This window comes from Pseudomonas sp. NFACC04-2 (genome assembly GCF_900119265.1).
Taxonomy (GTDB): Bacteria; Pseudomonadota; Gammaproteobacteria; order Pseudomonadales; family Pseudomonadaceae; genus Aquipseudomonas; species Aquipseudomonas fluorescens_AA.
On sequence record NZ_FPJC01000006.1, the window covers coordinates 134,753 to 158,265 of the forward strand.

21 protein-coding genes are annotated in these 23,513 nt (G+C 62.6%); 11 read left to right on the top strand and 10 right to left on the bottom strand.

Annotation, left to right across the window (positions count from 1 at the left end; all coding sequences use genetic code 11):
• The first annotated feature begins 4 nt into the window (after positions 1 to 4).
• From nuoI to BT125_RS11000, 7 genes are all read left to right on the top strand, one after another.
• On the top strand, positions 5 to 553 hold the full coding sequence (gene nuoI / locus BT125_RS10970; RefSeq protein WP_003180051.1) for an NADH-quinone oxidoreductase subunit NuoI: 549 nt from the start codon (positions 5 to 7) through the stop codon (positions 551 to 553).
• A 9-nt stretch (positions 554 to 562) separates the two neighbouring features.
• Positions 563 to 1,063, top strand: a complete 501-nt coding sequence (nuoJ, locus tag BT125_RS10975) for an NADH-quinone oxidoreductase subunit J (protein ID WP_060741545.1) — start codon at positions 563 to 565, stop codon at positions 1,061 to 1,063.
• Positions 1,064 to 1,067: 4 nt separating this feature from the next.
• Positions 1,068 to 1,376 (top strand): NADH-quinone oxidoreductase subunit NuoK, encoded by a 309-nt coding sequence (gene nuoK, locus BT125_RS10980; RefSeq protein WP_003180046.1) that lies wholly within the window; start codon positions 1,068 to 1,070, stop codon positions 1,374 to 1,376.
• Entirely contained in the window at positions 1,373 to 3,226 is a 1,854-nt protein-coding gene (gene nuoL, locus BT125_RS10985) for an NADH-quinone oxidoreductase subunit L (protein ID WP_072406830.1), read from the top strand. Before nuoK ends, nuoL begins: the two co-directional genes overlap by 4 nt.
• Positions 3,227 to 3,265: 39 nt before the next feature.
• On the top strand, positions 3,266 to 4,798 hold the full coding sequence (nuoM, locus tag BT125_RS10990) for an NADH-quinone oxidoreductase subunit M (protein WP_060741543.1): 1,533 nt from the start codon (positions 3,266 to 3,268) through the stop codon (positions 4,796 to 4,798).
• Between the two features lie 7 nt (positions 4,799 to 4,805).
• Positions 4,806 to 6,269, top strand: coding sequence for an NADH-quinone oxidoreductase subunit NuoN (gene nuoN / locus BT125_RS10995; protein WP_072406832.1), 1,464 nt, complete (start codon positions 4,806 to 4,808; stop codon positions 6,267 to 6,269).
• A gap of 281 nt (positions 6,270 to 6,550) precedes the next feature.
• Positions 6,551 to 7,027, top strand: a complete 477-nt coding sequence (locus tag BT125_RS11000; RefSeq protein WP_072406835.1) for a hemerythrin domain-containing protein — start codon at positions 6,551 to 6,553, stop codon at positions 7,025 to 7,027.
• A gap of 56 nt (positions 7,028 to 7,083) precedes the next feature.
• Here the strand turns inward: BT125_RS11000 and BT125_RS11005 are convergent, their stop codons facing one another.
• The 7 genes from BT125_RS11005 to BT125_RS11035 form a co-directional block, all read right to left on the bottom strand.
• A complete protein-coding gene (locus BT125_RS11005) occupies positions 7,084 to 7,962 on the bottom strand; it encodes a LysR family transcriptional regulator (protein WP_072406837.1) in 879 nt (292 codons plus the stop codon).
• A 174-nt stretch (positions 7,963 to 8,136) separates the two neighbouring features.
• Positions 8,137 to 8,766, bottom strand: a complete 630-nt coding sequence (gene ycaC, locus BT125_RS11010; RefSeq protein WP_014337664.1) for an isochorismate family cysteine hydrolase YcaC — start codon at positions 8,764 to 8,766, stop codon at positions 8,137 to 8,139.
• A gap of 147 nt (positions 8,767 to 8,913) precedes the next feature.
• Positions 8,914 to 10,752, bottom strand: coding sequence for an amidohydrolase (locus tag BT125_RS11015; RefSeq protein WP_003203401.1), 1,839 nt, complete (start codon positions 10,750 to 10,752; stop codon positions 8,914 to 8,916).
• Positions 10,753 to 10,870: 118 nt separating this feature from the next.
• The gene (locus tag BT125_RS11020) at positions 10,871 to 11,506 is read right to left on the bottom strand and encodes an antibiotic biosynthesis monooxygenase (RefSeq protein WP_072406839.1); all 636 of its coding nucleotides are present in this window, start codon (positions 11,504 to 11,506) and stop codon (positions 10,871 to 10,873) included.
• Positions 11,499 to 11,912 (bottom strand): DoxX family protein, encoded by a 414-nt coding sequence (locus BT125_RS11025; protein WP_072406841.1) that lies wholly within the window; start codon positions 11,910 to 11,912, stop codon positions 11,499 to 11,501. Before BT125_RS11025 ends, BT125_RS11020 begins: the two co-directional genes overlap by 8 nt.
• Complete coding sequence (locus BT125_RS11030; RefSeq protein ID WP_072406843.1) at positions 11,909 to 12,856, bottom strand: LysR family transcriptional regulator; 948 nt, start codon at positions 12,854 to 12,856, stop codon at positions 11,909 to 11,911. The genes BT125_RS11025 and BT125_RS11030 overlap by 4 nt, the downstream gene beginning before the upstream one ends.
• Before the next feature lie 183 nt (positions 12,857 to 13,039).
• Positions 13,040 to 13,861: an alpha/beta fold hydrolase gene (locus BT125_RS11035; RefSeq protein ID WP_072406845.1), complete on the bottom strand. Its 822-nt coding sequence runs from the start codon at positions 13,859 to 13,861 to the stop codon at positions 13,040 to 13,042.
• Between the two features lie 237 nt (positions 13,862 to 14,098).
• Between BT125_RS11035 and BT125_RS11040 the strand changes: the two genes are divergently transcribed.
• Positions 14,099 to 16,903 (top strand): ATP-binding protein, encoded by a 2,805-nt coding sequence (locus BT125_RS11040; RefSeq protein WP_072406847.1) that lies wholly within the window; start codon positions 14,099 to 14,101, stop codon positions 16,901 to 16,903.
• Here the strand turns inward: BT125_RS11040 and BT125_RS11045 are convergent.
• Complete coding sequence (locus BT125_RS11045; protein ID WP_072406849.1) at positions 16,850 to 18,340, bottom strand: ATP-binding protein; 1,491 nt, start codon at positions 18,338 to 18,340, stop codon at positions 16,850 to 16,852. The two genes, BT125_RS11040 and BT125_RS11045, sit on opposite strands and share 54 nt — an antisense overlap.
• 184 nt (positions 18,341 to 18,524) lie before the next feature.
• Entirely contained in the window at positions 18,525 to 19,475 is a 951-nt protein-coding gene (locus BT125_RS11050) for a GlxA family transcriptional regulator (RefSeq protein WP_072406851.1), read from the bottom strand.
• A gap of 309 nt (positions 19,476 to 19,784) precedes the next feature.
• Between BT125_RS11050 and BT125_RS11055 the strand changes: the two genes are divergently transcribed.
• A complete protein-coding gene (locus BT125_RS11055; RefSeq protein ID WP_072406853.1) occupies positions 19,785 to 20,507 on the top strand; it encodes a pirin family protein in 723 nt (240 codons plus the stop codon).
• Between the two features lie 92 nt (positions 20,508 to 20,599).
• Here BT125_RS11055 and BT125_RS11060 read toward each other — a convergent pair whose 3' ends face one another.
• Positions 20,600 to 21,475, bottom strand: a complete 876-nt coding sequence (locus BT125_RS11060; RefSeq protein WP_072406855.1) for a LysR family transcriptional regulator — start codon at positions 21,473 to 21,475, stop codon at positions 20,600 to 20,602.
• A gap of 108 nt (positions 21,476 to 21,583) precedes the next feature.
• Between BT125_RS11060 and BT125_RS11065 the strand changes: the two genes are divergently transcribed.
• Positions 21,584 to 22,786 carry a YbfB/YjiJ family MFS transporter gene (locus BT125_RS11065; RefSeq protein ID WP_072406857.1) on the top strand — a complete coding sequence of 401 codons (1,203 nt, stop codon included), beginning with the start codon at positions 21,584 to 21,586 and terminating at the stop codon, positions 22,784 to 22,786.
• A gap of 290 nt (positions 22,787 to 23,076) precedes the next feature.
• Entirely contained in the window at positions 23,077 to 23,490 is a 414-nt protein-coding gene (locus BT125_RS11070) for a hypothetical protein (RefSeq protein WP_072406859.1), read from the top strand.
• The last annotated feature ends 23 nt before the right edge of the window (positions 23,491 to 23,513 follow it).

Sequence of the window (23,513 nt, forward strand, 5' to 3'; positions counted from 1 at the left end):
ACCCATGTTCAAATATATTGGCGACATCGTTAAGGGTACCGGTACCCAACTGCGAAGCCTGGTCATGATCTTCGGCCATGGCTTTCGCAAGCGCGACACCCTGCAATACCCGGAAGAGCCGGTCTACCTGGCACCCCGTTACCGTGGCCGCATCGTCCTGACCCGCGACCCCGACGGCGAGGAACGCTGCGTGGCCTGCAACCTGTGCGCCGTCGCGTGCCCGGTAGGTTGCATCTCGCTGCAGAAAGCTGAAACCGAAGACGGTCGCTGGTACCCGGACTTCTTCCGCATCAACTTCTCGCGCTGCATTTTCTGCGGCCTCTGCGAGGAAGCTTGCCCGACCACCGCGATCCAGCTCACGCCGGATTTCGAAATGGCCGAGTTCAAACGTCAGGACCTGGTGTACGAGAAAGAAGATCTGCTGATTTCCGGTCCCGGTAAAAACCCTGATTACAACTTCTATCGTGTTGCAGGCATGGCCATTGCCGGTAAGCCAAAAGGCGCCGCGCAGAATGAAGCCGAACCGATCAACGTGAAGAGCTTGCTGCCTTAAGGAAGAAAGATGGAATTCGCTTTCTATTTCGCATCGGGTATCGCGGTGGTGTCCACGCTTCGTGTGGTCACCAACACCAACCCCATACATGCCCTGCTCTACCTGATCATTTCGCTGATCGCCGTGGCCATGACCTTCTTCGCCCTCGGCGCACCGTTCGCCGGAGCCCTGGAAGTGATCGCCTACGCTGGCGCCATCATGGTGCTGTTCGTGTTCGTGGTGATGATGCTCAACCTCGGCCCGGCCGCGGTCCAGCAGGAACGCTCCTGGCTCAAGCCGGGCATCTGGGCGGGGCCGGTGATTCTCGCCGCCCTGCTGCTGGGTGAACTGCTATATGTGCTGTTCGCTCACCAGAGCGGCCAGGCCATCGGCCACACCACCGTAGGCGCCAAGGCCGTGGGCATCAGCCTGTTCGGTCCGTACCTGCTGGTGGTCGAACTCGCCTCGATGCTGCTGCTTGCCGCAGCCGTCACGGCGTTCCATTTGGGCCGTAACGAGGCGAAGGAGTAATCACATGCCTGCTATCCCTCTCGAACATGGCCTGGCGGTTGCCGGCATCCTGTTCTGTCTCGGTCTGGTCGGCCTGATGGTCCGCCGCAACATTCTGTTCGTGTTGATGAGCCTGGAGGTCATGATGAATGCCTCCGCACTGGCCTTCATCGTCGCGGGCGCTCGCTGGGCGCAGCCGGATGGACAGATCATGTTCATCCTGGTGATCAGCCTGGCAGCCGCCGAGGCCAGTATCGGCTTGGCGATCCTGTTGCAGCTGTATCGCCGCTTCCACACTCTCGATATTGACGCTGCCAGCGAGATGCGCGGATGAACCTTCTCTTCCTGACTTTCATATTTCCTCTTGTCGGTTTCCTGCTGCTGTCGTTCTCCCGTGGACGCTGGTCGGAAAACCTGTCGGCGCTGGTTGGCGTGGGCTCCATCGGCCTGTCTGCCGTCGTCACGGCCTACGTGATCTGGCAATTCAACGTCGCCCCGCCGGAAGGTGGCCGTTACGTGCAAGTGCTGTGGCAGTGGATGGCGGTGGAAGGCTTCACGCCGAACTTCGCCCTGTACCTGGACGGCCTCTCGGTCACCATGCTCGGCGTGGTGGTCGGCGTGGGTTTCCTGATCCACCTGTTCGCGTCCTGGTACATGCGCGGTGAGGCCGGTTATTCGCGCTTCTTCGCCTACACCAACCTGTTCATCGCCAGCATGCTGTTCCTGGTGCTCGGCGATAACCTGTTGTTCCTGTACTTCGGCTGGGAAGGCGTGGGCCTGTGCTCGTACCTGTTGATCGGTTTCTACTACAGCAACCGCAACAACGGCAACGCCGCACTCAAGGCGTTCATCGTGACCCGGATCGGCGACGTGTTCATGGCCATCGGCCTGTTCATCCTGTTCCAGCAACTGGGCACGCTGAACATCCAGGAACTGCTGGTCAAGGCACCCGAACACTTCAAGGTCGGTGACTTCTGGATCGTCCTGGCGACCCTGATGCTGTTGGGCGGTGCCGTCGGTAAGTCCGCGCAACTGCCGCTGCAGACCTGGTTGGCGGACGCGATGGCCGGTCCTACGCCGGTTTCGGCCCTGATCCACGCCGCGACCATGGTGACCGCCGGTGTCTACCTGATCGCCCGTACCCACGGCCTGTTCGCCCTGGCGCCGGACATCCTGCACCTGGTCGGCATTGTCGGCGGTGTGACCCTGGTGCTGGCCGGTTTTGCCGCCTTGGTGCAGACCGACATCAAGCGCATCCTCGCCTACTCGACCATGAGCCAGATCGGCTACATGTTCCTGGCCCTGGGCGTCGGTGCCTGGGAAGGCGCGATCTTCCACCTGATGACCCACGCCTTCTTCAAGGCCCTGCTGTTCCTGGCGTCCGGTGCGGTGATCGTGGCCTGCCACCACGAGCAGAACATCTTCAAGATGGGCGGCCTGTGGAAGAAACTGCCGCTGGCCTACGCCAGCTTCATCGTCGGCGGCGCGGCTCTGGCGGCCCTGCCACTGGTCACCGCCGGTTTCTACTCCAAGGACGAGATCCTCTGGGAAGCGTTCGCCAGCGGTAACCAAGGCCTGCTCTATGCCGGCCTGGTGGGTGCGTTCATGACCTCGCTGTACACCTTCCGCCTGATCTTCATCGCGTTCCACGGTGAAGCCAAGACCGAAGCCCACGCCGGCCACGGCATTGCCCACTGGCTGCCACTGTCGGTGCTGATCGTGCTGTCGACCTTCGTCGGCGCCATGATCACCCCACCGCTGGCCGATGTGCTGCCGCAAAGCGTCGGCCATGCCGGCGGCGAAGCCAAGCACAGCCTGGAAATCGCCTCCGGCGCCATCGCCCTGGCGGGTATTCTGCTGGCCGCCCTGCTATTCCTGGGCAAGCGTCGTTTCGTCACGGCGGTCGCCAACAGCGGCATCGGGCGGTTCCTTTCGGCCTGGTGGTTCGCCGCCTGGGGCTTCGACTGGATCTACGACAAACTGTTCGTCAAGCCATACCTTGCGATCAGCCACATTCTGCGCAAAGACCCGCTCGACCAGACCATTGGCCTGATCCCGCGCATGGCCAAGGGCGGTCACACCGCCTTGAGCCGTACCGAGACCGGTCAACTGCGTTGGTATGCGGCTTCCATGGCGGCTGGCGCCGTGCTGGTTATCGGCGCCATCGTGCTGGTAGCGGTCTGATATGAACCTTGCGAACTTGCGAAAGGAAACGAGCCCGTCATGATTCTGCCCTGGCTAATCCTGATCCCCTTCATCGGCGGCCTGCTGTGCTGGATCGCGGAGCGCTCCAGCTCCACGCTCCCGCGCTGGATTGCGCTGCTGACCATGTCCCTGGAACTCGCGCTCGGCCTCTGGCTGTGGGCGACCGGCGACTATTCATTCGCTCCGGCCCCTGGCGCCGATCCGACCTGGGCACTTGAGTTCAAGCACGCCTGGATCGCGCGCTTCGGCATCAGCGTGCACCTGGCCCTCGACGGCCTGTCGTTGCTGATGATCCTGCTGACCGGCCTGCTGGGTATTCTCTCGGTCCTCTGCTCCTGGAAAGAGATCCAGCGTCACGTCGGTTTCTTCCACCTGAACCTGATGTGGATCCTGGGCGGTGTCGTCGGCGTGTTCCTGGCGCTGGACCTGTTCATGTTCTTCTTCTTCTGGGAAATGATGCTGGTGCCGATGTACTTCCTCATCGCGCTCTGGGGTCACAGTTCTTCGGACGGCAAGAAAACCCGGATCTACGCGGCGACCAAGTTCTTCATCTTCACCCAGGCTTCCGGCCTGATCATGTTGGTGGCGATCCTTGGCCTGGTGCTGGTCAACTTCAACAACACCGGCGTGATTACCTTCAACTACGCCGACCTGTTGAAAGTGCAGATGTCGCGCACTACCGAGTACGTGCTGATGCTGGGCTTCTTCATCGCGTTCGCGGTGAAGCTGCCGGTGGTACCGTTCCACTCCTGGCTGCCGGACGCCCACGCCCAGGCGCCGACCGCAGGTTCCGTGGACCTGGCGGGTATCTTGCTGAAGACCGCGGCCTATGGCCTGCTGCGCTTTGCTCTGCCGCTGTTCCCCAATGCCTCGGCGGAGTTCGCGCCGATTGCCATGACCCTGGGCCTGATCGGGATTTTCTACGGTGCGTTCCTGGCGTTCGCCCAGACCGACATCAAGCGCCTGATCGCATTCTCCAGCGTCTCGCACATGGGCTTCGTGCTGATCGGGATTTACTCCGGCAGCCAGTTGGCCCTGCAAGGCGCGGTGATCCAGATGCTGGCCCACGGCCTGTCGGCGGCGGCGCTGTTTATCCTCAGCGGTCAGCTGTACGAGCGCCTGCACACCCGGGACATGCGTGAAATGGGTGGCATCTGGTCGCGCATCGCCTACCTGCCGGCCATCAGCCTGTTCTTCGCGGCCGCGTCCCTGGGCCTGCCGGGCACCGGCAACTTCGTCGGTGAGTTCCTGATCCTGATCGGCTCGTTCGTCAGTGCGCCTTGGATCACGGCGATTGCCACCTCTGGCCTGGTGTTCGGTTCGGTCTACTCGCTGATCATGATCCACCGCGCCTACTTCGGTCCGGCCAAGTCGGACGAAGTGTTGCGTGGCATGGACGGTCGCGAACTGATCATGGTGCTCGGCCTTGCGGTGCTGCTGGTTTACCTCGGCGTGTACCCGCAACCGTTCCTCGACACCTCTGCCGCCACGATGCATGGCGTGCAGCAGTGGCTCGGCACCGCCTTCTCTCAACTCGCTTCGGCCCGGTAAGAGCGCTATGGAATTCACGATTCAACACTTTATCGCGCTTGCACCGCTGTTGATCACCAGCGCCACGATCATCGTGGTGATGCTGGCGATCGCCTGGCGGCGCAATCACTCGCAGACCTTCCTGCTGTCGGTGGCGGGGCTGAACCTGGCCCTGCTGTCGATTTTGCCGGCCCTGAAAGTCGCACCACTGGCGGTCACGCCGCTGATGCAGGTCGACAGCTTCGCCTGCCTCTACATGGCGTTGATCCTGGTTGCCACCCTGGCCTGCGTCACCCTCGCCCACGCCTACCTTGGCGATGGCGGCTCGGGTTACCCGGGCAACCGCGAAGAGCTGTACCTGCTGATCCTGATGGCCGCCGCCGGTGGCCTGGTGCTGGTCAGCGCGCAGCACCTGGCCAGCCTGTTCATCGGCCTGGAATTGCTGTCGGTACCGGTCTACGGCCTGGTGGCCTACGCCTTTTTCAACAAGCGCTCCCTGGAAGCCGGCATCAAGTACATGGTGCTGTCGGCGGCCGGTTCCGCATTCCTGTTGTTCGGCATGGCCCTGCTCTACGCCGAAGCTGGCACCCTGAGCTTCGTCGGCATCGGTCAGGCCCTGGCGGCCACCGGCCTGCCTAGCCCGATCGCGCAACTGGGCCTGGGCATGATGCTGATCGGCCTGGCGTTCAAGCTGTCGCTGGTACCGTTCCACCTCTGGACCCCGGACGTCTACGAAGGCGCCCCGGCGCCGGTGGCGGCGTTCCTGGCCACCGCGTCGAAAGTGGCGGTGTTCGCGGTGATGGTGCGTCTGTTCCAGATCTCGCCAGTGGCCAGCAGCGGTGTGCTGAGCAACGTGCTGACCATCATCGCCATCGCGTCGATCCTGTTCGGTAACCTGCTGGCACTGACTCAGAGCAACCTCAAGCGTCTGCTGGGTTACTCGTCCATCGCCCACTTCGGCTACCTGCTGATCGCCCTGATCGCCAGCAAGGGCCTGGCCGTGGAAGCCATCGGCGTGTACCTGGTCACCTACGTGATCACCAGCCTCGGCGCCTTCGGCGTGATCACCCTGATGTCCTCGCCGTACAACGGCCGCGACGCCGACGCCCTGTACGAATACCGCGGCCTGTTCTGGCGCCGTCCGTACCTGACCGCCGTGCTGACCGTGATGATGCTGTCCCTGGCCGGCATCCCGCTGACCGCCGGCTTCATCGGCAAGTTCTACATCATCGCCACCGGTGTCGAGGCTCACCAGTGGTGGCTGGTCGGCTCCCTGGTGCTGGGCAGTGCCATCGGCGTGTTCTACTACCTGCGCGTCATGGTCACCCTGTACCTGATGGAACCGAACCTGCGTCGTCACGATGCCGAGCTGCACTGGGAACAGAAGGCAGGCGGCGTGATGCTGTTGGCCATCGCCGTGTTGGCGTTCTTCCTCGGTGTGTACCCGCAGCCGTTGCTGACCCTGGTTCAGCAGGCGGGCTTGACGGGCTGATCGTCTAAGCGCTGTAGCTATCGAAAGTGCCCGTATCGCGAGATACGGGCATTTTTTTTGGCTTTGCATCGCGAGGGATGGCAGGCCATCAGCGCAAAGTGCAACGCGTTTCTTACCCGGCTCATGCAGCTTGCACGACGCTGAAAACAATGAATCTCTCAACCCATTGTTTTTAAAGGACTTTAAAACCCTGCTCAGCTGGCACAGCTGATGCAATTCATCTCATACGCGGCGTTGGCGCTTGAAGCCGGCCCGTAACCGTGAATTGCCTGGAGCTACTTATGAACGCCATCGATCTGTTGAAAGCCGACCATGAACGCGTCAAAGCCATCCTGACTCAACTGAGCGAGTCGACCGAACGCGCCGTGAAAAAACGCACTGACCTGTTGGCGAAACTGGAAATGGAAATTTCCATCCATACCCGCCTGGAAGAAGAGATTCTCTATCCGGCTTTCAAGCAGGCGGGCGGCAAGGATGAGGCGGAAATGTATTACGAAGCCAAGGAAGAACACCGCACCGTCGATTCGCTGGTGCTGCCGGACTTGAAAACCACCGACCCAACCCAGCCAGAATTTGCCGGTCGCGTGAAAGTGGTCAAGGAACTGCTTGAGCACCACATCGAAGAAGAAGAGAAAGAGATGTTCCCTCAAGCGAAAAAGCTGCTGGGCAAAGCCAAACTCGATGCCCTGGGTGAGGAAATGGAAACCATGAAAGCGCAGTACAAAAAAGAACTGAGCAGCGCCAACCTCGCCGCCTGACGCCAACGCCGCAATGCTTTAGTCCGTCTGTGACGGCTGAATGCATTGCGGCGTTTTTACTGCATCTGTTCGCGCAGAAACTCCACCAGCGCCTGCACCGGGCGTGAGCCTTGGCGATGTTGCGGGTAGACCGCCGAGAGCGCCAAGGGCTCGGTTTCGAACCCCTCCAACACCTTGATCAACCGACCATCCTTCAAGGCATCGCCGAGGATGAAGGTGGGCAGGTAAGTGACCCCCATTGCGGCGATGGCCGCGTCCCTGAGCAAATCGCCGTTATTGGCGCGCATTCGTCCAGTGACCTCCAGGGTCAACGGTTTGCCAGCCCCCGCGAAACGCCACTGCACCTGGCGGCTGTGACCATAGGGCAGGCAGTCATGATGGCGCAGGTCTTCAGGCCGTGAGGGTGTGCCTTTTTGCGCCAGATAGGCGGGACTGGCGCAGTACACCCGCTCGATGGTCGCGATGCGCCGGGCAATCAGCGTCGAATCCTCCAGCACGCCGATGCGCAGCGCCAGGTCATAGCCTTCCCCCAGCAGGTCCACCGAACGGTCGCTCAGGTCCACTTCGACGCTGACACCAGGATAGCGCTGCAGAAAAACCGGCAAGAGGCTGCCCAGATGCGCTACCGCGAACGACAGCGGCGCACTGAGGCGAATGGTCCCGCGAGGTTCGCTGGTCTGGCCGCTGATCCCCTGCTCCACCTGTTCGACGTCATTGAGCAGGCGCAGCGACGCTTCGTAATAGCGCTGGCCCAACGGAGTGACGTCCAGCCGGCGGGTCGAGCGATTGAGCAGGCGTACGCCCAGGCGCTGTTCCAATGCCATGAGCTTGCGGCTGACGAACTGCTTGGACAGCCCCAGCTTGTCCGCCGCGGCGGTGAAACTGCCTGACTCCATGACCTGGGCAAAGATGCGCATTTCTTCGAAGGGGTTCATTGTCATTCCTGGGGTGGACAGTCAGGGGGATGAGTTGGGCATTGTGGATGGAGCAAGGCAGGTTGGAAAGGTGTTGGATGGGCTTGCTCGCGATAACGGCGGATCAGCTTGCAAGGACCTGATCCCAGGCACAAAAACGCCCGCACAAGGCGGGCGTCATTGAGCATGAACCGCTTACTTGGCCGTCAGCGCCGAGTAGCTGTTCATCAGGTTGCGGTAGTTCGGAATGCGCTGGGACAGCAGGTTGCCCAGGCCTTCGATGTCGTTGCGCCAGTCGCGGTGCAGCTCACAGGCCACCGAGAACCAGTTCATCATCTGTGCGCCAGCAGCGGTCATGCGGACCCAGGCGGCCTGTTGCACGGTTTCGTTGAACGTACCCGAGGCATCGGTCACGACGAACACGTCGAAACCTTCAGCCAGCGCCGACAGGGTCGGGAACGCCACGCAGACATCGGTCACCACGCCGGCAATGATCAGTTGCTTGCGGCCGGTGGCCTTGATCGCCTTGACGAAGTCTTCGTTGTCCCAGGCATTGATCTGGCCTGGACGCGGGATGTATGGGGCGTCCGGGAACATTTCCTTGAGCTCTGGCACGATCGGGCCGTTGGGGCCTTGTTCGAAGCTGGTGGTCAGGATGGTCGGCAGTTCGAAGAACTTCGCCAGGTCGGCCAGGGCCAACACATTGTTCTTGAACTCGTTGGGCGAGAAGTCCTGGACCAGGGAAATCAGGCCAGTCTGGTGATCGACCAGCAGGACCACCGCGTCGTCTTTGTTCAGACGGTTGTAGGCGGGAACGTTGCTCATGGGATGACTCCTTTGGGATGGATGTTACAAAACCCTGGTGGGAGCGGGCTTGCTCGCGAAAGCGGTGTGTCAGTCGACGAAAATGCTGAATGTCAGTCCGTATTCGCGAGCAAGCCCGCTCCCACAGGGGAGATCTGTGTGTATCAGTCAGAAGGCAAAGCAGGAACAGCCAAACGCGCCCCAGAAGCCTTGGAAATCGCTGACCGGAACGTTCGACAGGCGCGCCCGTTCATGGCTATGGGAATGCACCGTGCAAGGACCGCTGCACTGGTGCACCTGCGCCTGCAGCGGTGAGGTCGGGCGCCAGTGGCCCGGCACCTTGACCACCGGCGACCAGTCGGGCAACACCGGGACGCTGGCCGGGCCGAGTTTTTCGAAGTCACCGGCGGCGTACACCACCTTGCCGTCCACAACGGTCAGCACCGACTCAATCCACTTGATGGCTTCTTCCTCGACGCTGAAGAAGTCCGCGCTCAAGGCCGCCAGGTCCGCCAGTTGGCCGACCTTGATCTGGCCCTTCTTGCCCTGCTCCGACGAGAACCAGGCGCTGCCATGGGTAAACAGTTCCAAAGCGGTCAGGCGCGGCAGGCCCTCCTCGTGCAACGAAAGACCACCGACCGTGCGGCCGCTGACCATCCAGTACAACGAGGTCCAGGGGTTGTAACTGGAGACGCGGGTGGCATCGGTGCCGGCGCCCACTGGTACACCTTCGGCCAACATACGCTTGATCGGCGGCGTGGCTTCGGCGGCCTTGGCACCGTAGCGGTCGACGAAGTATTCGCCCTGGAAGGCCATGCGGTCCTGGATCGCAATGCCGCCGCCCAGCGCCCGCACACGTTCGATGTTCTTCGGCGTGATGGTCTCGGCGTGGTCGAAGAACCACGGCAGGCCGTTGAACGGAATATCGCGGTTGACCTTCTCGAACACGTCGAGCATGCGGCTGATGGATTCGTCATAAGTGGCGTGCAAGCGGAATGGCCAGCGCTGCTCCACCAGGTGCCGGACCACCGGCTCCAGGTCCTGCTCCATGCCCGGCGGCAGATCCGGGCGCGGTTCGAGGAAGTCCTCGAAATCCGCCGCCGAAAACACCAGCATTTCACCGGCGCCGTTGTGCCGCAGGAAGTCGTCGCCCTGGTGCAACTTGACGCTGCCGGTCCAGTTCTTGAAGTCGCTGAGTTCTTCCTTGGGCTTCTGGGTGAACAGGTTGTAGGCGATGCGCACCGTCAACTGCTGTTCCCGGGCCAATTGCTCGATCACCGCGTAATCGTCTGGATAATTCTGGAAGCCGCCGCCGGCATCGATGGCGCTGGTCAGGCCCAGGCGATTGAGTTCCCGCATGAACTGGCGGGTGGAGTTGACCTGGTATTCCAGCGGCAGCTTCGGCCCTTTCGCCAGTGTCGAGTAAAGGATCATCGCGTTGGGCCGCGCCACCAGCATGCCGGTGGGCTCGCCCTTGCTGTCACGCACGATCTCGCCACCCGGCGGGTTCGGCGTGTCTCGGGTGTAGCCGGCGACCCGCAGCGCGGCGCGGTTGAGCAAGGCGCGGTCATACAGATGCAACACGAATACCGGCGTATCGGGGGCCGCCTGGTTGAGTTCTTCCAGGGTCGGCATGCGCTTTTCGGCGAACTGGAATTCGTTCCAGCCGCCGACCACACGCACCCATTGTGGCGTTGGCGTGCGGTCGGCCTGGTCCTTGAGCATGCGCAAGGCATCGGCCAGGGACGGCACACCCTCCCAGCGCAGTTCTAGGTTGTAGTTCAGACCGCCACGGATCAGGTGCAGGTGCGAGTCGTTGAGGCCGGGGATAACGGTACGGCCCTTGAGGTCGATGACCTGGGTGCCGCTGCCCCGCAGGGCCATGGCCTCGGCATCGGTGCCCACCGCGACGAAGCGGCCCTGGCTGATGGCGACTGCGCTGGCCCGAGGCTTCTCGCGGTCGACGGTATGGAATTGACCGTTGAATAGAATCAGATCGGCGTTCATCGGATTTCCTTCTGGATGAGTAGAGGCAAGGGACAGACGAGGCCAAAAAGCCGCCGCCGCGCTGAGCAGGGACCCGGCGGCCAGCAGTTGGCGGCGCAGCGGGTCGGTCGGGTCGTCCTTATTGGCCATGGCCGGGCTCCAGGTGCTCATGGGTCTTCGGTTCCAGCCAAGGCGCGAACAGGCGTGTCGCCAAAGGCATGCATACGTAGACCACCGAGAGCACAATGGTCAGCGTGATCAGGAACGTGGCGACCACGTAGTTGGACAGAAACGCGTTGAGTTGCAGCAGTGGGCCCCAGAGCAACGGCACCAGCAGCGTGTGGGGCAGGATGACCAGCAGCGTCACCACCGACTGTTTCCAGCGCGGCGGTGGCGTGGCGGCATCGGCCAGCGGAGCGAACCAGAATTCCTTGTGGGAGGCGATTTCGGTCTGGTCGCCATCGGCCAACAGCGGCGCGGCCTCTTCCACCAGCTCGCGGCGCTCGGGCGAATCCAGCCAGCGTTGCATGGCCTCGGTGGAGCAGAACCGCAGCACACAAGTGAACAGCGACAAACCGCCCTGCTTGCCCCGCACCACATCCACCCCCAGATGCCCCGGCCACTGGCCAGCCACGCTGACGATGCGCCGCAACCAGGCTTCATAGGCACCGTCCTGGCCGGCCTTGATCCGGTGCTTGACCACCAGGGTCACGATTTCGTCGAAGCCAGGCCGGGATGGGCTCGCGGTGGATTCAACAGCTTGAGATTCAGGCATGGCGCAGCACTCCATCAAAACGCGCGTTCAGCGCCAGGCGCCCAGGCCCGGCAATGAACACGCTGGTAAATACAATCAGCAGCAACCAACCGAACTGCCCCTCTTCCAGGCTCCACTGCGGATGCACCACCAGCAGCGCAACCGCCAGCAGAAACAGGATGGGCAAGCACGCCAGGCGCACCAGCACGCCGGCCATGATCAGCAGCGGACACAGCACCTCGGCGAAAATCGCCAGGATCAGGGTGGGTGCCGCGCCGAGGTGAAACGGGTCTTCGATCCGGGTCAGCTCGACGCTGTAGTGCAACAGCTTCGGTAACCCATGGACCCACAGCAGGAACAACCCGCCGCTCAGGCGCAGGAACAACAAACCCAGGTCCTGCCACGGGCGTTCATCGGTCATGTTCATCGGTGGGCTCCGTCCGGTGCCGCCGAGGCAGCGGCCGGCAATGGTTGGGACATGTGGCTGGCAATGCGCGAGCGCAGCCAGCGCTCGGCCGGGTCGTTGTCATGCACGCCGCTCCAGACCATCGACAGTTCAGCCGCATTGATCTCGAACGGCGAGTCCTCGGCACGCAGTGCGCAGCCTTCCACCAGCGCACAGGCGGCATAGTCGGGCACGGTGGCGATCAGCTCGGTGCCGGCCAGCAAGGCTCGCAGCCCGCTGAATTGCGGCACCGCCAGCACCACTTTGCGGGTCCGGCCGATGCGGGCCAGGTCCAGGTCGATGTTGCCGCTCAAGTCGCCTGAAAACGAAACCATGGCGTGAGGCCGCGAGCAGTACTCGTCCAGGGTCAGCGGCCCCGGGCGCTTGTCGCCACGCAAGACCTTGCAAGGAATGTCCCGCAGCTTCTTGCGTTTGGCATTGGCCGGCAAATCGGTGGTGTAGCTCACGCCGACGCTGATTTCACCGCTGGCCAGCAGCGACGACATCAGCAGGAAATTGGCCCGGCGCACCACCACGATGATCCCCGGCGCCTCTTCGCGCAGCTGGCTCAACAATGGAGGAAACAGGCCGAATTCGGCATCGTCGGACAGCCCGATGCGAAACACATCGCAACTGGTGGACGGGTCGAACGCCTTGGCCCGGCTAACCGCGCCGGAGATGGTGTCCATGGCCGGTTGCAGCTCTCGCAGGATCGCCAGGGCTCGCGGGGTCGGTTCCATGCCACGACCGTGACGGATCAGCAACGGGTCATCGAACAGATCCCGCAGCCGCCCCAGCGCCGCGCTCACCGCCGGCTGGCCCATGAACAGCTTTTCGGCGACGCGGGTCAGGTTTTTCTCGAACATCAGCGCCTCGAATATCACCAGCAGGTTCATGTCGAGACGGCGTAAATCGTTGCGGTTCATGGGTTTTTGGGTCCTGTTGAATGCCAAGGGTTGGTGGAGTCCCTGTGGGAGCGGGCTTGCTCGCGAAGGCGCACCGACATTCAACATCTTCGTCGACTGACACTCCGCTTTCGCGAGCAAGCCCGCTCCCACATGAGATCTGTGCTTGCCTCATAGCATCAGGGCAAGTCCGGCACCTCCCCTTCAGCCCCGGATGAACGCCAGCAGGTCCGCGTTCAGCCGATCCTTGTGGGTATCGGTCAGGCCATGGGGCGCGCCCGGGTACACCAGCAACTGCGAGTTTTTCAGCAATTTGGCGGCGGCGATGCCGGCGGTTTCGATGGGCACTACCTGGTCGTCATCGCCATGGACCACCAGGGTCGGCACGTCGATGTTGCGCAGGTCTTCGGAAAGATCGGTCTCCGAGAAAGCCTTGATGCAGTCGTAGGTGTTCTTGTGGCCGGCGAGCATGCCCTGCATCCAGAACCAGTCGATCATGCCTTGGGAGACTTTGGCGCCCGGACGGTTGGCGCCGAAAAACGCGCTGGCCACATCTTTGTATAGCTGAGAACGGTCGGCCAGGGAGGCCTGGCGGAAACCGTCGAAGACTTCGATGGGCAAGCCGCCAGGATTGGCCGCGGTCCTGACCATCAGCGGCGTCACGGCTGAGATCAGGCCGAGCTTGGCGACCCGGGCCGCGCCATGGCGACCGATGTAGCGTGCCACTTCGCCACCGCCGGTGGAGAAGCCGAGCAGCACCGCGTCCTTCAAGTCCAGGCGTTCGATCAGCTCGGCCAGGTCATCGGCGTAGGTGTCCATGTCGTTGCCGTCCCAGGGCTGGCTGGAACGCCCGTGTCCACGGCGGTCATGGGCGATCACCCGATAGCCGTTGGATGCCAGGAACATCATCTGCGCCTCCCAACTGTCCGAGTTCAACGGCCAGCCGTGGCTGAAGACCACCGGTTGACCACTGCCCCAATCCTTGTAGTAGATCTCGGTGCCGTCGCGGGTGATGAAGGTGCTCATGACATGATTCCTTGAGGTGGGTGGATCGCTTTATGGTCTGGTCAGAGGGGGCATGGGCGTGAGTTAAACGTTGTTAATTTTTTCGGGACGAGAGTGTTAAAAACCCGGATTAAGACTGCTTTTGTGGCGAGGGGATCTGTGCCTGGCAGGGAAGCCTGCGCCGTTGCGCTTGAAGCCAAACCTGAGGAATATGCTCGGGTAAAGCCCAGGCATCGGGCCCAAAACATTGAGAGCACCATGAGCCAATACCTCAGCCTGCCCGTCGAACAGACGGTGCATTTCGGCCCTTACCGGGTCCATCCGCGCCAGCGCCTGGTGCTGGAGGGCGAGCAACCGTTGCGCCTGGGACGGCGGGCCGTGGAGATTCTGCTGATGTTGCTCGAACACGCAGGCGAGGTGGTGAGCAAGCAGCAACTGATCGCCCGGGTCTGGCCCAGAAGCGTGGTGGAAGACACCAACCTGCGCGTACACGTCGCGGCACTGCGTAAGGCCCTCGGAGACGGCCAGGCCGGGCAGCGCTACATCGTCACCGTGGCGCAGCGCGGCTACAGCTTTGTCGCGCCGGTGTCATTCGGATCCCTCGACCCATTGGCGCGCATCCCTCATCCGTCCTTGGCGCGCAACCTGCCGCTGCAGCGCACGCGCCTGATCGGACGCCAGGCCCTGGTGGAAAACCTGGTGACCCAGTTGCCACGAAAGCGTTTCATTACCCTGGTCGGCACCGGCGGCATCGGCAAGACCACCGTCGCCCTGCGGGTCGCTGAACGGCTGATCGGCCACTACCGTGACGGCACCCATCTGCTGGACCTCGCATCGCTCAACGACGCGGCCATGATCGTCCCCAACCTGTGCGCATTGCTCGACCTGCCGCTGCAGGACGGTGATCCGCTGGACACCGTTGCCCGACCGCTCAAAGAGCGGCATCTGCTGCTGGTGATCGACAACTGCGAGCACTTGATCGACGCCGCCGCTCAACTCAGCGAAACCTTGCTGCGCGGCGCCCCTCATCTGCACATCCTGGCCACCAGCCGCGAAGGCCTGCGCGCCGAAGGCGAATACGTGCAACGCCTGGATGCCCTGGCATTCCCGCCCCGGGAAATGCCCATCGAGGGTTATCCCGCCCTGGAGTACCCGGCGCTGCAACTGTTCGCCGAGCGTGCGATGGCCAGCCGTGACGACTTCGAACTGACCGACCGCGAGGTGCCGTTGGTGGTCGACATCTGCCAGCGGCTGGACGGGATTCCCCTGGCCATCGAGCTGGCCGCCGGACAAATCGGCCGCTTCAGCCTCGAAGCACTGCACCGGCAACTGCAAGACAGCGTCGCCCTGCTCCACAACGACACCGACGCCGCCCCCCGCCAGCAGACCCTGCGCGCCACGCTGGACTGGAGCTTCGCGCTGCTCACGGCCTGCGAGCAGACCTGCCTGCGGCGGCTGGCAGTGTTCATGGGCAGTTTCAACCTGGCCTCGGCCGCGGCGGTGATCGTCGGCCAGCATGTCGCACCCGACCAGGTGCTGGTGTCGGTCAGCCAGTTGGTCGCCAAATCGTTGCTCAACGTCGAGGTCGGCGATGAAGAGGTGCGCTATCGCCTGCTGGACACCACCCGCCGTTATGCCTTGGAAAAACTGGCCGAAGCCGGGGAATTGGCGGCCAGCCAGGAACGCCACGCCGAACGTTGCCTGGCCCTCATGGGGCAAGCGGAAAACGATTGGGAGAACACCCCCACCCGACTGTGGATCGCCCGCTACGCCGACTATCGCGACGACATCCGCGCGGCGCTCGACCGCGGCTTGGGCCCGCAGGGTTCACACGCCGTGGCAATCCGCCTGACCGCCCGCACCCTGCCCCTCTGGCAGGAGCTGTCGCTGCTCAAGGAGCATGGCCTCTACGTCAACAAGGCGCTGCAATTGTTGCGGGCCAGCCCCACACCCTGCCCACGCTTGACCCTGGCCCTGGAGCTGGCCCACGCCAGTTTCAACTACCACACCGAAGGCGGCACGCCGGCCACGGTTCGAGCCTTCGCCACCGCCCGGCAACTGGCCCGCCAATGCCAGGACCTGGCCAGCGAGCTGCGGGCCGTGTCCGGGCAAATGACCGTGGACCTCAGCTGCGGCAACTACCAACAGGCCCTGGCCCACAGCCTGGATTTCGACCGGCTCGGTTTGCAGGGCGACCCGATCCTGTCCTTGAGCACTCAACGCCTGCGGGTGCTCGCGCTGCATTTCACCGGCGACCAGGGCGCGGCGCGGCGTGAGGCCGAACAGGTGATCCAGCGCCTGGCCCAGAGCGGCCACCTCAGCCGCTTCAGCCACGGTTTCGGCGTGCAATACGACCAGAGCGTGGCCGCGCTGACGACTCTGGCGCGCATCCTCTGGCTGCAGGGTTTTGCCGAGAAAGCCCGGCGTACCGCCAACCTGGCGCTGCAGATCGCCTTGCAGATCAATCACGGCATTTCGATCTGCTACACCTTGGCGCTGGCCGGTTGCGTGATTGCTCACTACACCGGCGATCATCCGACTGCTCGGGAAAGGCTCGACCTGTTGAAGCAGCAGGCCAAGAAACATTCGGTGATGCTGTTCCATGAGTGGGCCTGTCATTACGACAGCGTATTCAACGACCAGCCCCTGGAGACGAGCCCAACAAACGGGCTGATCCAGGACATCGCCGTTACCCTGCGCCCTGACGTTGTCAGCCCGGCGCAACTGGAACGGGCCCGCAGTGGCGCCGCGGGCTGGTGTTCGGCGGAGCTCCTGCGGGCCGGCGCCGAAACATGGCTGGCCCGGAACGAGCCCTCCCTGGAAGGCCCCGCCGAAACGCAACTGCTGGCCGCCCTGGCCGTCGCCCGTCGTCATCATGCCCTGGCCTGGGAACTGCGCAGCGCCACGTCCCTGGCCCGCTTGTGGCAACGCCGCGGGCAAGTCCAAGCCGCGCAGGAACTGCTCGGGCCGGTCTACGGACGCTTCAGCGAGGGGTTCAACACCCCCGACCTATTGGAAGCCGGCGCGCTGCTCCAGGGACTGACTCGCCGGTTGGGGCCTTGAATGACCCGCGCCCCAAGCGCCTTGCAGCACATAACGCCGATGGAACACGGGCCACTGACCACTGCGCCGCAATCTGTCCAGGGCATAGGCGCGCGTGGTGTGCAGCAGTCGGAAACCCCCTCCGTCGGCCAGCGGCTCGACCATCAGCAATGACACGCTCGCCAGCCGCAATAGCAACGAGGGCAATTGCCCGACACTCAGCTCAGCGCAACTGATCACTGCCAGCGCCGCCCTGAGCGTAAACGGCCCCTCGAACACCGCCAGACGCTGGAACACGGTTTGTTCCTCAGCACTCAAACGCTCGACACTCGAATCCAGCACGGCCTCCAGGCTTCGATGCCGGGCCACCGCCGTACGTCGCCCGAGGCTCAAGAGTGACAAGCCGTAATCCAATTGTTCGAGGACCCCGGCCAACCCCAGGACGTCGACCTGGGCCGCCGCCAGTTCCAACGCCAGCGGCAAGCCGTCCAGGCGCTGGCAGATCTGGGCCAGGATCAACCAGTCGCGACCAACGGGCTGGAAACCCTGTTGCCGGGCGCCCACCCGTTCGACCAGCAACTGCACCGCCGGGCACGCCACGATCTGGTGCTCGGGTTCCAGGGGCGATGCAACGGCCAGGCCCGGCAGCGGCACGATTTTTTCGCCTGGCAGGGCCAGGGGCTCGCGACTGCTGCACAACAGCGACACCCCGGGCGAGGCCGTAGCCAATGCCTGGGCCAACTCTCGACAGGCATCGAGCACGTGCTCGCAACCGTCGAGCACCAGCAACATGCGGCGGGACTCAAGGCGCCGGCCCAAAGAACCGGGCGCCAGGCCCAGCGTGCCGGCCACCCGCGCCATCACCTGTGAAGAATCGCTGACGTCCGCCAGGTCAACGAACCAGGCCCCGTCGTCAAAGTGCTCAAGCAGCAGCTCCGCCACCCGCAACACCACGGTGGTCTTGCCGACCCCACCCGGCCCGCTCACGGTGGTCAAGGCTTGACGGGGCACTTGCGCCAGCAGCCGTCCCAGGACTCTGTCGCGGCCGATCACCGGGCTCAAGCGCGTGGGCAGGTTGTGTCGCTCGGCCCGGGGACTCAAAGGCGACTCAACGCCTTCTTGCATCACCAGAGGCATCGCCAGGCAATAGCCTTGTCGCGGGTGGTTGAGGATATAGCGAGCGCCATCCCGCCCGTCGCCGAAGGCCCGGCGCAGCGCCGCGATGTGCACCCGCAGGTTGATGGCTTCCACGACGCTGTCAGGCCAGACGTGTGCGATGAGGGTTTGCTTGCTGACATAGTGACCGGCGTGCTCCACCAGTACCTGCAGAACATCCAGGGCCCGGCCACCCAGCGTGAGGGGCTGGCCGTCTCGGGTGACCAGCCGTTGCTGCCGGTAGAAGGCGAACGGACCGAAGCTTACCGCCGGCTCGCTATCGGGTTTGACGAAACTGTTCATGGGCGATCCAGCGCTGGATAACCGGTGCGGGCGCCAGCGTGCGGATCACCGAACACGTCTGCCCTGGGCTCCTGCGCATCCTTTCCAAAGGGTTCGCCGTAATCTTGGCAGGCGCAGGCGTCAGGACAATGCTGGCACTGGGAGCGCCACGGACATCACGGTGCCCTGGACGGACACTGACGCCTCAACTGAACTGCTGACGATATTGCACCGGGGTCAGGCCGAGCTTTTCACCGAACAAAAAGCGCATGTGCCGCACGCTGCCGAAGCCGCTGCGAAACGCCACGGTCTTGAGCGGCAGATCAGTGGTTTCCAGCAACTGACGCGCCCTGTCGATGCGCGCGCCCTGCAGGAACTCCATGGGCGTCATCTTCACTTCCCGGGCAAAGACCCGGGCGAAGTGCCGCGCGCTCATGGAGGCCAGGGCGGCCATGCGCTCAATGGTGAAGGGTTCTTCCAGATGCTCCATCACATGATTCTGCACCCGGGTGATGGCCGATTCCTGCGTCGACACCGCCGCCACCGAGGGGCTGAACTGTGCCTGGCCGCCCTGGCGCTTCATCACCACCAGCAACACCTTGGCCACGTCCAACGCGACTTTGCGGCCGTGGTCCTGGGCCACGATGGACAGGGCCAGGTCGATCCCGGCGGTGACACCGCCCGAGGTGATCAGGCGGCGGTCCTGCAGGAAGATCTTGTCGGTTTCCACCTGGGCCTTGGGGAAACGTTGTATCAGGCGTTCGGTGTAATGCCAGTGGGTGGTGACGCGATAACCGTCGAGCAAGCCCGCCTCACCGAGCACGAAGGCACCGGTGCAGATGGAGCCGTAGCGCGTAGCCCGTTGCGCCGCGGCCCGCAGCCAGGTGTGCAGCCCCGGATGCCGGTCGTTGTAGGCCCCCGGCCCGCCCGGCACCAGCAACACGTCATAGGCTGCCCATGCCTGGTCGATATGGATATCGGCCTGCACCATCACACCGTTGGAGGCTCGCAGTGGCCCGCGCTCGGTACCCAGGGTCAACAGTTGATAACGCAGGTCCCCTTCGAGGTAACGATTGGCGATGGAAAACACTTCCAGAGGCCCGGCCATGTCGAGCAGCAAAAAATCCGGGAACAGCACCATTGCAACGGTTTTCATTTAAAAAGACGCCAAAAAATCCAGAAACCATAAATACCCCCTGTGGGAGCGAGCTTGCTCGCGATAGCGTCGGATCAGTTGGAATCGATGTAAGTGACACATCGCTATCGCGAGCAAACTCGCTCCACAGGGTTTCTCGTCAGCATTATGTCGAAGCGAAGCATCCGCCGGTAGGCATTCTCGATTGTCCACTAAAAACGGACAGTCTTTCGTTTTTCACCTGCTTATTGAACTTCAGGATAACCATTAACCTTCTTCTGAACCCGGCGAACGGCCCAGCCGCTGCCCATAGACATCAGGAGAATCCTCATGCTGACCCTTCGTAAAGCTTCAGACCGCGGCATTGCCCGCCACGGCTGGCTGACCTCATTCCACACCTTCTCGTTCGCCAGCTACCGCAACCTCAACGAACAGGGCTTCTCCGACCTGCTGGTCATCAACGACGACCGGGTCGCCGCGGCCAAGGGTTTCGGCCAGCATCCCCACCGGGACATGGAGATCTTTTCCTACGTGCTTGAAGGGGCGCTGGAACACAAGGACACCCTGGGCACGGGCTCGGTCATTCGCCCCGGTGATGTGCAGTTGATGAGCGCCGGCAGCGGCGTGGCCCACAGCGAGTTCAACCACAGTGCGGACGAGCCGGTGCACTTCCTGCAGATCTGGATCGTGCCCAACGTCAGTGGCGCCACGCCACGCTATCAACAGGAGCATTTCAGCAGCGAGCAGAAACGCGGTCGCCTGCAATTGATCATCTCCCCGGACGGCGCCGACGGCTCGCTCCAGGTGCGCCAGGATGCACGGGTCTATGCTGGGCTGTTCGATGGCGAACAAAGCGCCACCCTGACCCTGGCTCCGGATCGCTATGCCTACGTGCATGTGGCCCGAGGCGCTGTCGAGCTCAACGGCGTGCAATTACAGGAAGGTGATGGTGTGCGGGTGCGCGAGGAGCAGGTCCTGACCTTGAGTCACGGCCAGGCTGCCGAGGTGCTCGTGTTCGATCTGCGGCCGCAGGAACTGCCACAGATGCCATGAAACACCCTTTAGGCCCTGTTGGAGAAATTGTCCTAGAGGCTATGAAGCTCCCACAGGGTCTACAGGGTGTTTCGTAATGGAGCCCCAACGCTTCACTCATTCTCCTGTGCGAACACCTCGACAATCTCATCGATCACTGCCCGCACCCGTGCGGTGTGGCGCAGGTCCGCGTGGGTGACCAGCCAGACCTCGTAAGGCAGCGCACGTGTGCGCTCCGGCCAGATCCTCAGCAACCCGTCACGCGCTCCCATGTACAGCGGAATTTCCCCGACACCGAGGCCCGCGGCAATCGACCGGCGCACCAACAGGCTCGAACTCAGGCTGGCCACGATCCGTCCGCGATTGATCGGCTCCGAGACCAGGGTGAAATCCTTGCTGCCCTGCCAGTAAGGCTGATAAACCACCAAGTCATGTCCATCGAACTCGCTGCCGGGCGATGGTACGCCACGGGCATCGACATAGGCTTGGGACGCAAACAATCCTACTGGCCAACGGGCGATTCGCCGAGCGATCAGGTCAGGGTTGTCGGGCCGGGTGTTGCGCACGGCGATGTCCGCTTCGCGCTTGACCAGGCTGAGGATCTGCGTGGACGCATCCAATTGCACGCGCACATCAGGATGACGCCCATGCAACCTGGCAATGGCCGGAATCAAGAAGTCGATGGCCAATGAGTCGGTGGTGGCGACCCGGACATTGCCGATCAGGCGATCGTCCAGGCCCTGTATTCGGCGCTCCAGTTCCAGCGCCGAATGCTCCATCTTCTCCACCGCCTTGAGCGCCGCCTCGCCGACGGCTGTCAATGCGTAACCGTCTGGGGTACGCAGGAACAACGCGGCATCCAAGGACTTCTCCAACGCTGTAACGCGCCGCCCCACAGTCGCCTGATCCACCCCCAATACCCGCGCGGCACCGCGCAAGGTCGACGCTCGGCAAACGGCCAGAAACACCCGCGCATCATCCCAATTCATTCACCCTCCACGCTGCACATATGCATCATCATGAAGCTAAATCGCTGCACAAACGCAGCAACGATAGCCGATATGCTGGTCGCTATAAACCTTTACAGGATCGCTGTCATGACTCCCTCATCCGCTGCGCTCGAATCACCTCCCACGAGCCTCTGGCTGCCCATTTTCGCCGGCCTCTGCGCCAGCCTCGTCAGCATCGGCCTGGCGCGTTTCGCCTATACGCCACTGCTCCCGGCATTGATCGAGGCCCGTTGGTTTTCTGCCAACGACGTGGTCTACCTGGGAGCGGCGAACCTGGTCGGTTACCTGATCGGCGCCCTGCTCGGCCGTCCCATGGCCCACCGACTGACCAACCGGAGCGCGTTGCGGCTGATGATGCTCGTCGTGACCGGCGCATTTTTCGCCTGTGCCTTCCCGGTGTCGGTGACCTGGTATTTCGCCTGGCGACTGCTGTCGGGGATCGCCGGCGGCGCGATCATGGTACTGGTGGCGGCGACTGCATTGCCCCATGTACCGGCGGCACGCAAAGGCTTGGCCAGTGGCGCGATTTTCCTTGGCATCGGCCTTGGCATCGCCGGTTCAGGAACGATTGTGCCGCCGCTGTTGAGCCTGGGCCTGCCGGCCACCTGGCTGGGGCTTGGCGCCCTCTCGCTGGCATTGACCGGGTTGAGCTGGTTTGGCTGGCCCCGGGACACGGTGCAGATTACAGCCAGCGCTGCGCCCGACGAGCCCCTGCCTCCTGCGGTTTTCCAGCTGTTCGGCCAGTATGCGTTCATGGCCGCAGGGCTCGTGCCTGCGATGGTCTTTTTGGTCGACTACGTGGCGCGCAGCCTCGGTGCCGGGGCACATGTCGGGGCAATGGTCTGGGTAATGTATGGCCTCGGGGCGATTATCGGGCCGGTGAGCTATGGCTTTCTCGCCGATCACCTCGGTGCGCGCAAGAGCATCCGACTGGTCCTGGCCGTGCAAGCGATTGCTCTCGTCTTGCTGACGGTTTCACACACCTTCATGGCACTGGCGCCGCTAGCCGTGATCATCGGTTCGTTTCCGCCGGGCATCGTGCCCTTGGCCCTGGCCCGAGTGCATGAACTGGTTCCTGACCATCATCGCCAACAACTGGCCTGGAGCCGGGCCACCGTTTCGTTCGCCACCTTCCAGGCGCTGGCCGGGCTTGCCTACTCGGCACTGTTCAATGCCAGTGGCGGACACCACGGATTGCTTTTCCTGATCTCCGCCGGGGCGATTCTTTTTGCATTGATACTCGATTTCCCTTTCGGCGCACAAAAAGCTCGAAAAATCCTGAAACCGTGATTACTGACGCAGCTCAGACGAAAAACTTCTAAAAAAAGTCAGGCGATTGGCCGAATTCAGGCTTTGATCTAATGGAGCTGCGGTGCATTTCGGGCAGGGCCTATTAATCGGCTGAAATGCACTCGTCTGTTGCCACGAGCTGGAGGGATCTATAAAGTTCCCGAAAGGATTTCGTTTCTGACCGGCGGTCATCGAGGCCGCCCGAAGAAAATTGACACAATGCATGAATCCCGGCAAGCTGATCTCAATTTGCCACTAATCTACTGACTTGCTTATTCACGGAAGAAAGCATGAAAACCGTCATGTCCCTCGCCTTAATCTCGATTGCGTGTAGTGCGGTCGCGGAAGTTCAGAACATCAAATACCTTTACGATGATTCGGATGCCGTGTACTCCATCGTGTCGTTTATCGACAGCGGCTCAGCCATCCAGGCCACCGTGCAGAGATCGGGTGCTTACTTCACCAACTACACAAAACTCGAACTCGACTGCGCCAGCCGCAATGTACGGCACATGGGGATGTACAACAGCCTCGCGGTGCTGGAAAAAGCCCAGTTCGACCAGATGCAAGGGCGAATCATCGACGGTTCGATAGCCGACGAGGTAGGCAAGGTGCTGTGCAAGGAGACGACTTTGACCGCATCGCAAGCCGCTCCGCAAACCGAAGACCTGCCCACCGAAACACAAACCGACGATAACAGCTGATTTGTATCCGTGACGCGGGAGCT

What these genes read in the sequence shown, in the direction of transcription:
- nuoI (WP_003180051.1), top strand. Translation starts at nt 5, where the DNA reads ATGTTCAAATATATTGGCGACATCGTTAAGGGTACCGGTACCCAACTG.
- nuoJ (WP_060741545.1), top strand. Translation starts at nt 563, where the DNA reads ATGGAATTCGCTTTCTATTTCGCATCGGGTATCGCGGTGGTGTCCACG.
- nuoK (WP_003180046.1), top strand. Translation starts at nt 1,068, where the DNA reads ATGCCTGCTATCCCTCTCGAACATGGCCTGGCGGTTGCCGGCATCCTG.
- nuoL (WP_072406830.1), top strand. Translation starts at nt 1,373, where the DNA reads ATGAACCTTCTCTTCCTGACTTTCATATTTCCTCTTGTCGGTTTCCTG.
- nuoM (WP_060741543.1), top strand. Translation starts at nt 3,266, where the DNA reads ATGATTCTGCCCTGGCTAATCCTGATCCCCTTCATCGGCGGCCTGCTG.
- nuoN (WP_072406832.1), top strand. Translation starts at nt 4,806, where the DNA reads ATGGAATTCACGATTCAACACTTTATCGCGCTTGCACCGCTGTTGATC.
- BT125_RS11000 (WP_072406835.1), top strand. Translation starts at nt 6,551, where the DNA reads ATGAACGCCATCGATCTGTTGAAAGCCGACCATGAACGCGTCAAAGCC.
- BT125_RS11005 (WP_072406837.1), bottom strand. Translation starts at nt 7,962, where the DNA reads ATGAACCCCTTCGAAGAAATGCGCATCTTTGCCCAGGTCATGGAGTCA.
- ycaC (WP_014337664.1), bottom strand. Translation starts at nt 8,766, where the DNA reads ATGAGCAACGTTCCCGCCTACAACCGTCTGAACAAAGACGACGCGGTG.
- BT125_RS11015 (WP_003203401.1), bottom strand. Translation starts at nt 10,752, where the DNA reads ATGAACGCCGATCTGATTCTATTCAACGGTCAATTCCATACCGTCGAC.
- BT125_RS11020 (WP_072406839.1), bottom strand. Translation starts at nt 11,506, where the DNA reads ATGCCTGAATCTCAAGCTGTTGAATCCACCGCGAGCCCATCCCGGCCT.
- BT125_RS11025 (WP_072406841.1), bottom strand. Translation starts at nt 11,912, where the DNA reads ATGAACATGACCGATGAACGCCCGTGGCAGGACCTGGGTTTGTTGTTC.
- BT125_RS11030 (WP_072406843.1), bottom strand. Translation starts at nt 12,856, where the DNA reads ATGAACCGCAACGATTTACGCCGTCTCGACATGAACCTGCTGGTGATA.
- BT125_RS11035 (WP_072406845.1), bottom strand. Translation starts at nt 13,861, where the DNA reads ATGAGCACCTTCATCACCCGCGACGGCACCGAGATCTACTACAAGGAT.
- BT125_RS11040 (WP_072406847.1), top strand. Translation starts at nt 14,099, where the DNA reads ATGAGCCAATACCTCAGCCTGCCCGTCGAACAGACGGTGCATTTCGGC.
- BT125_RS11045 (WP_072406849.1), bottom strand. Translation starts at nt 18,340, where the DNA reads ATGAACAGTTTCGTCAAACCCGATAGCGAGCCGGCGGTAAGCTTCGGT.
- BT125_RS11050 (WP_072406851.1), bottom strand. Translation starts at nt 19,475, where the DNA reads ATGAAAACCGTTGCAATGGTGCTGTTCCCGGATTTTTTGCTGCTCGAC.
- BT125_RS11055 (WP_072406853.1), top strand. Translation starts at nt 19,785, where the DNA reads ATGCTGACCCTTCGTAAAGCTTCAGACCGCGGCATTGCCCGCCACGGC.
- BT125_RS11060 (WP_072406855.1), bottom strand. Translation starts at nt 21,475, where the DNA reads ATGAATTGGGATGATGCGCGGGTGTTTCTGGCCGTTTGCCGAGCGTCG.
- BT125_RS11065 (WP_072406857.1), top strand. Translation starts at nt 21,584, where the DNA reads ATGACTCCCTCATCCGCTGCGCTCGAATCACCTCCCACGAGCCTCTGG.
- BT125_RS11070 (WP_072406859.1), top strand. Translation starts at nt 23,077, where the DNA reads ATGAAAACCGTCATGTCCCTCGCCTTAATCTCGATTGCGTGTAGTGCG.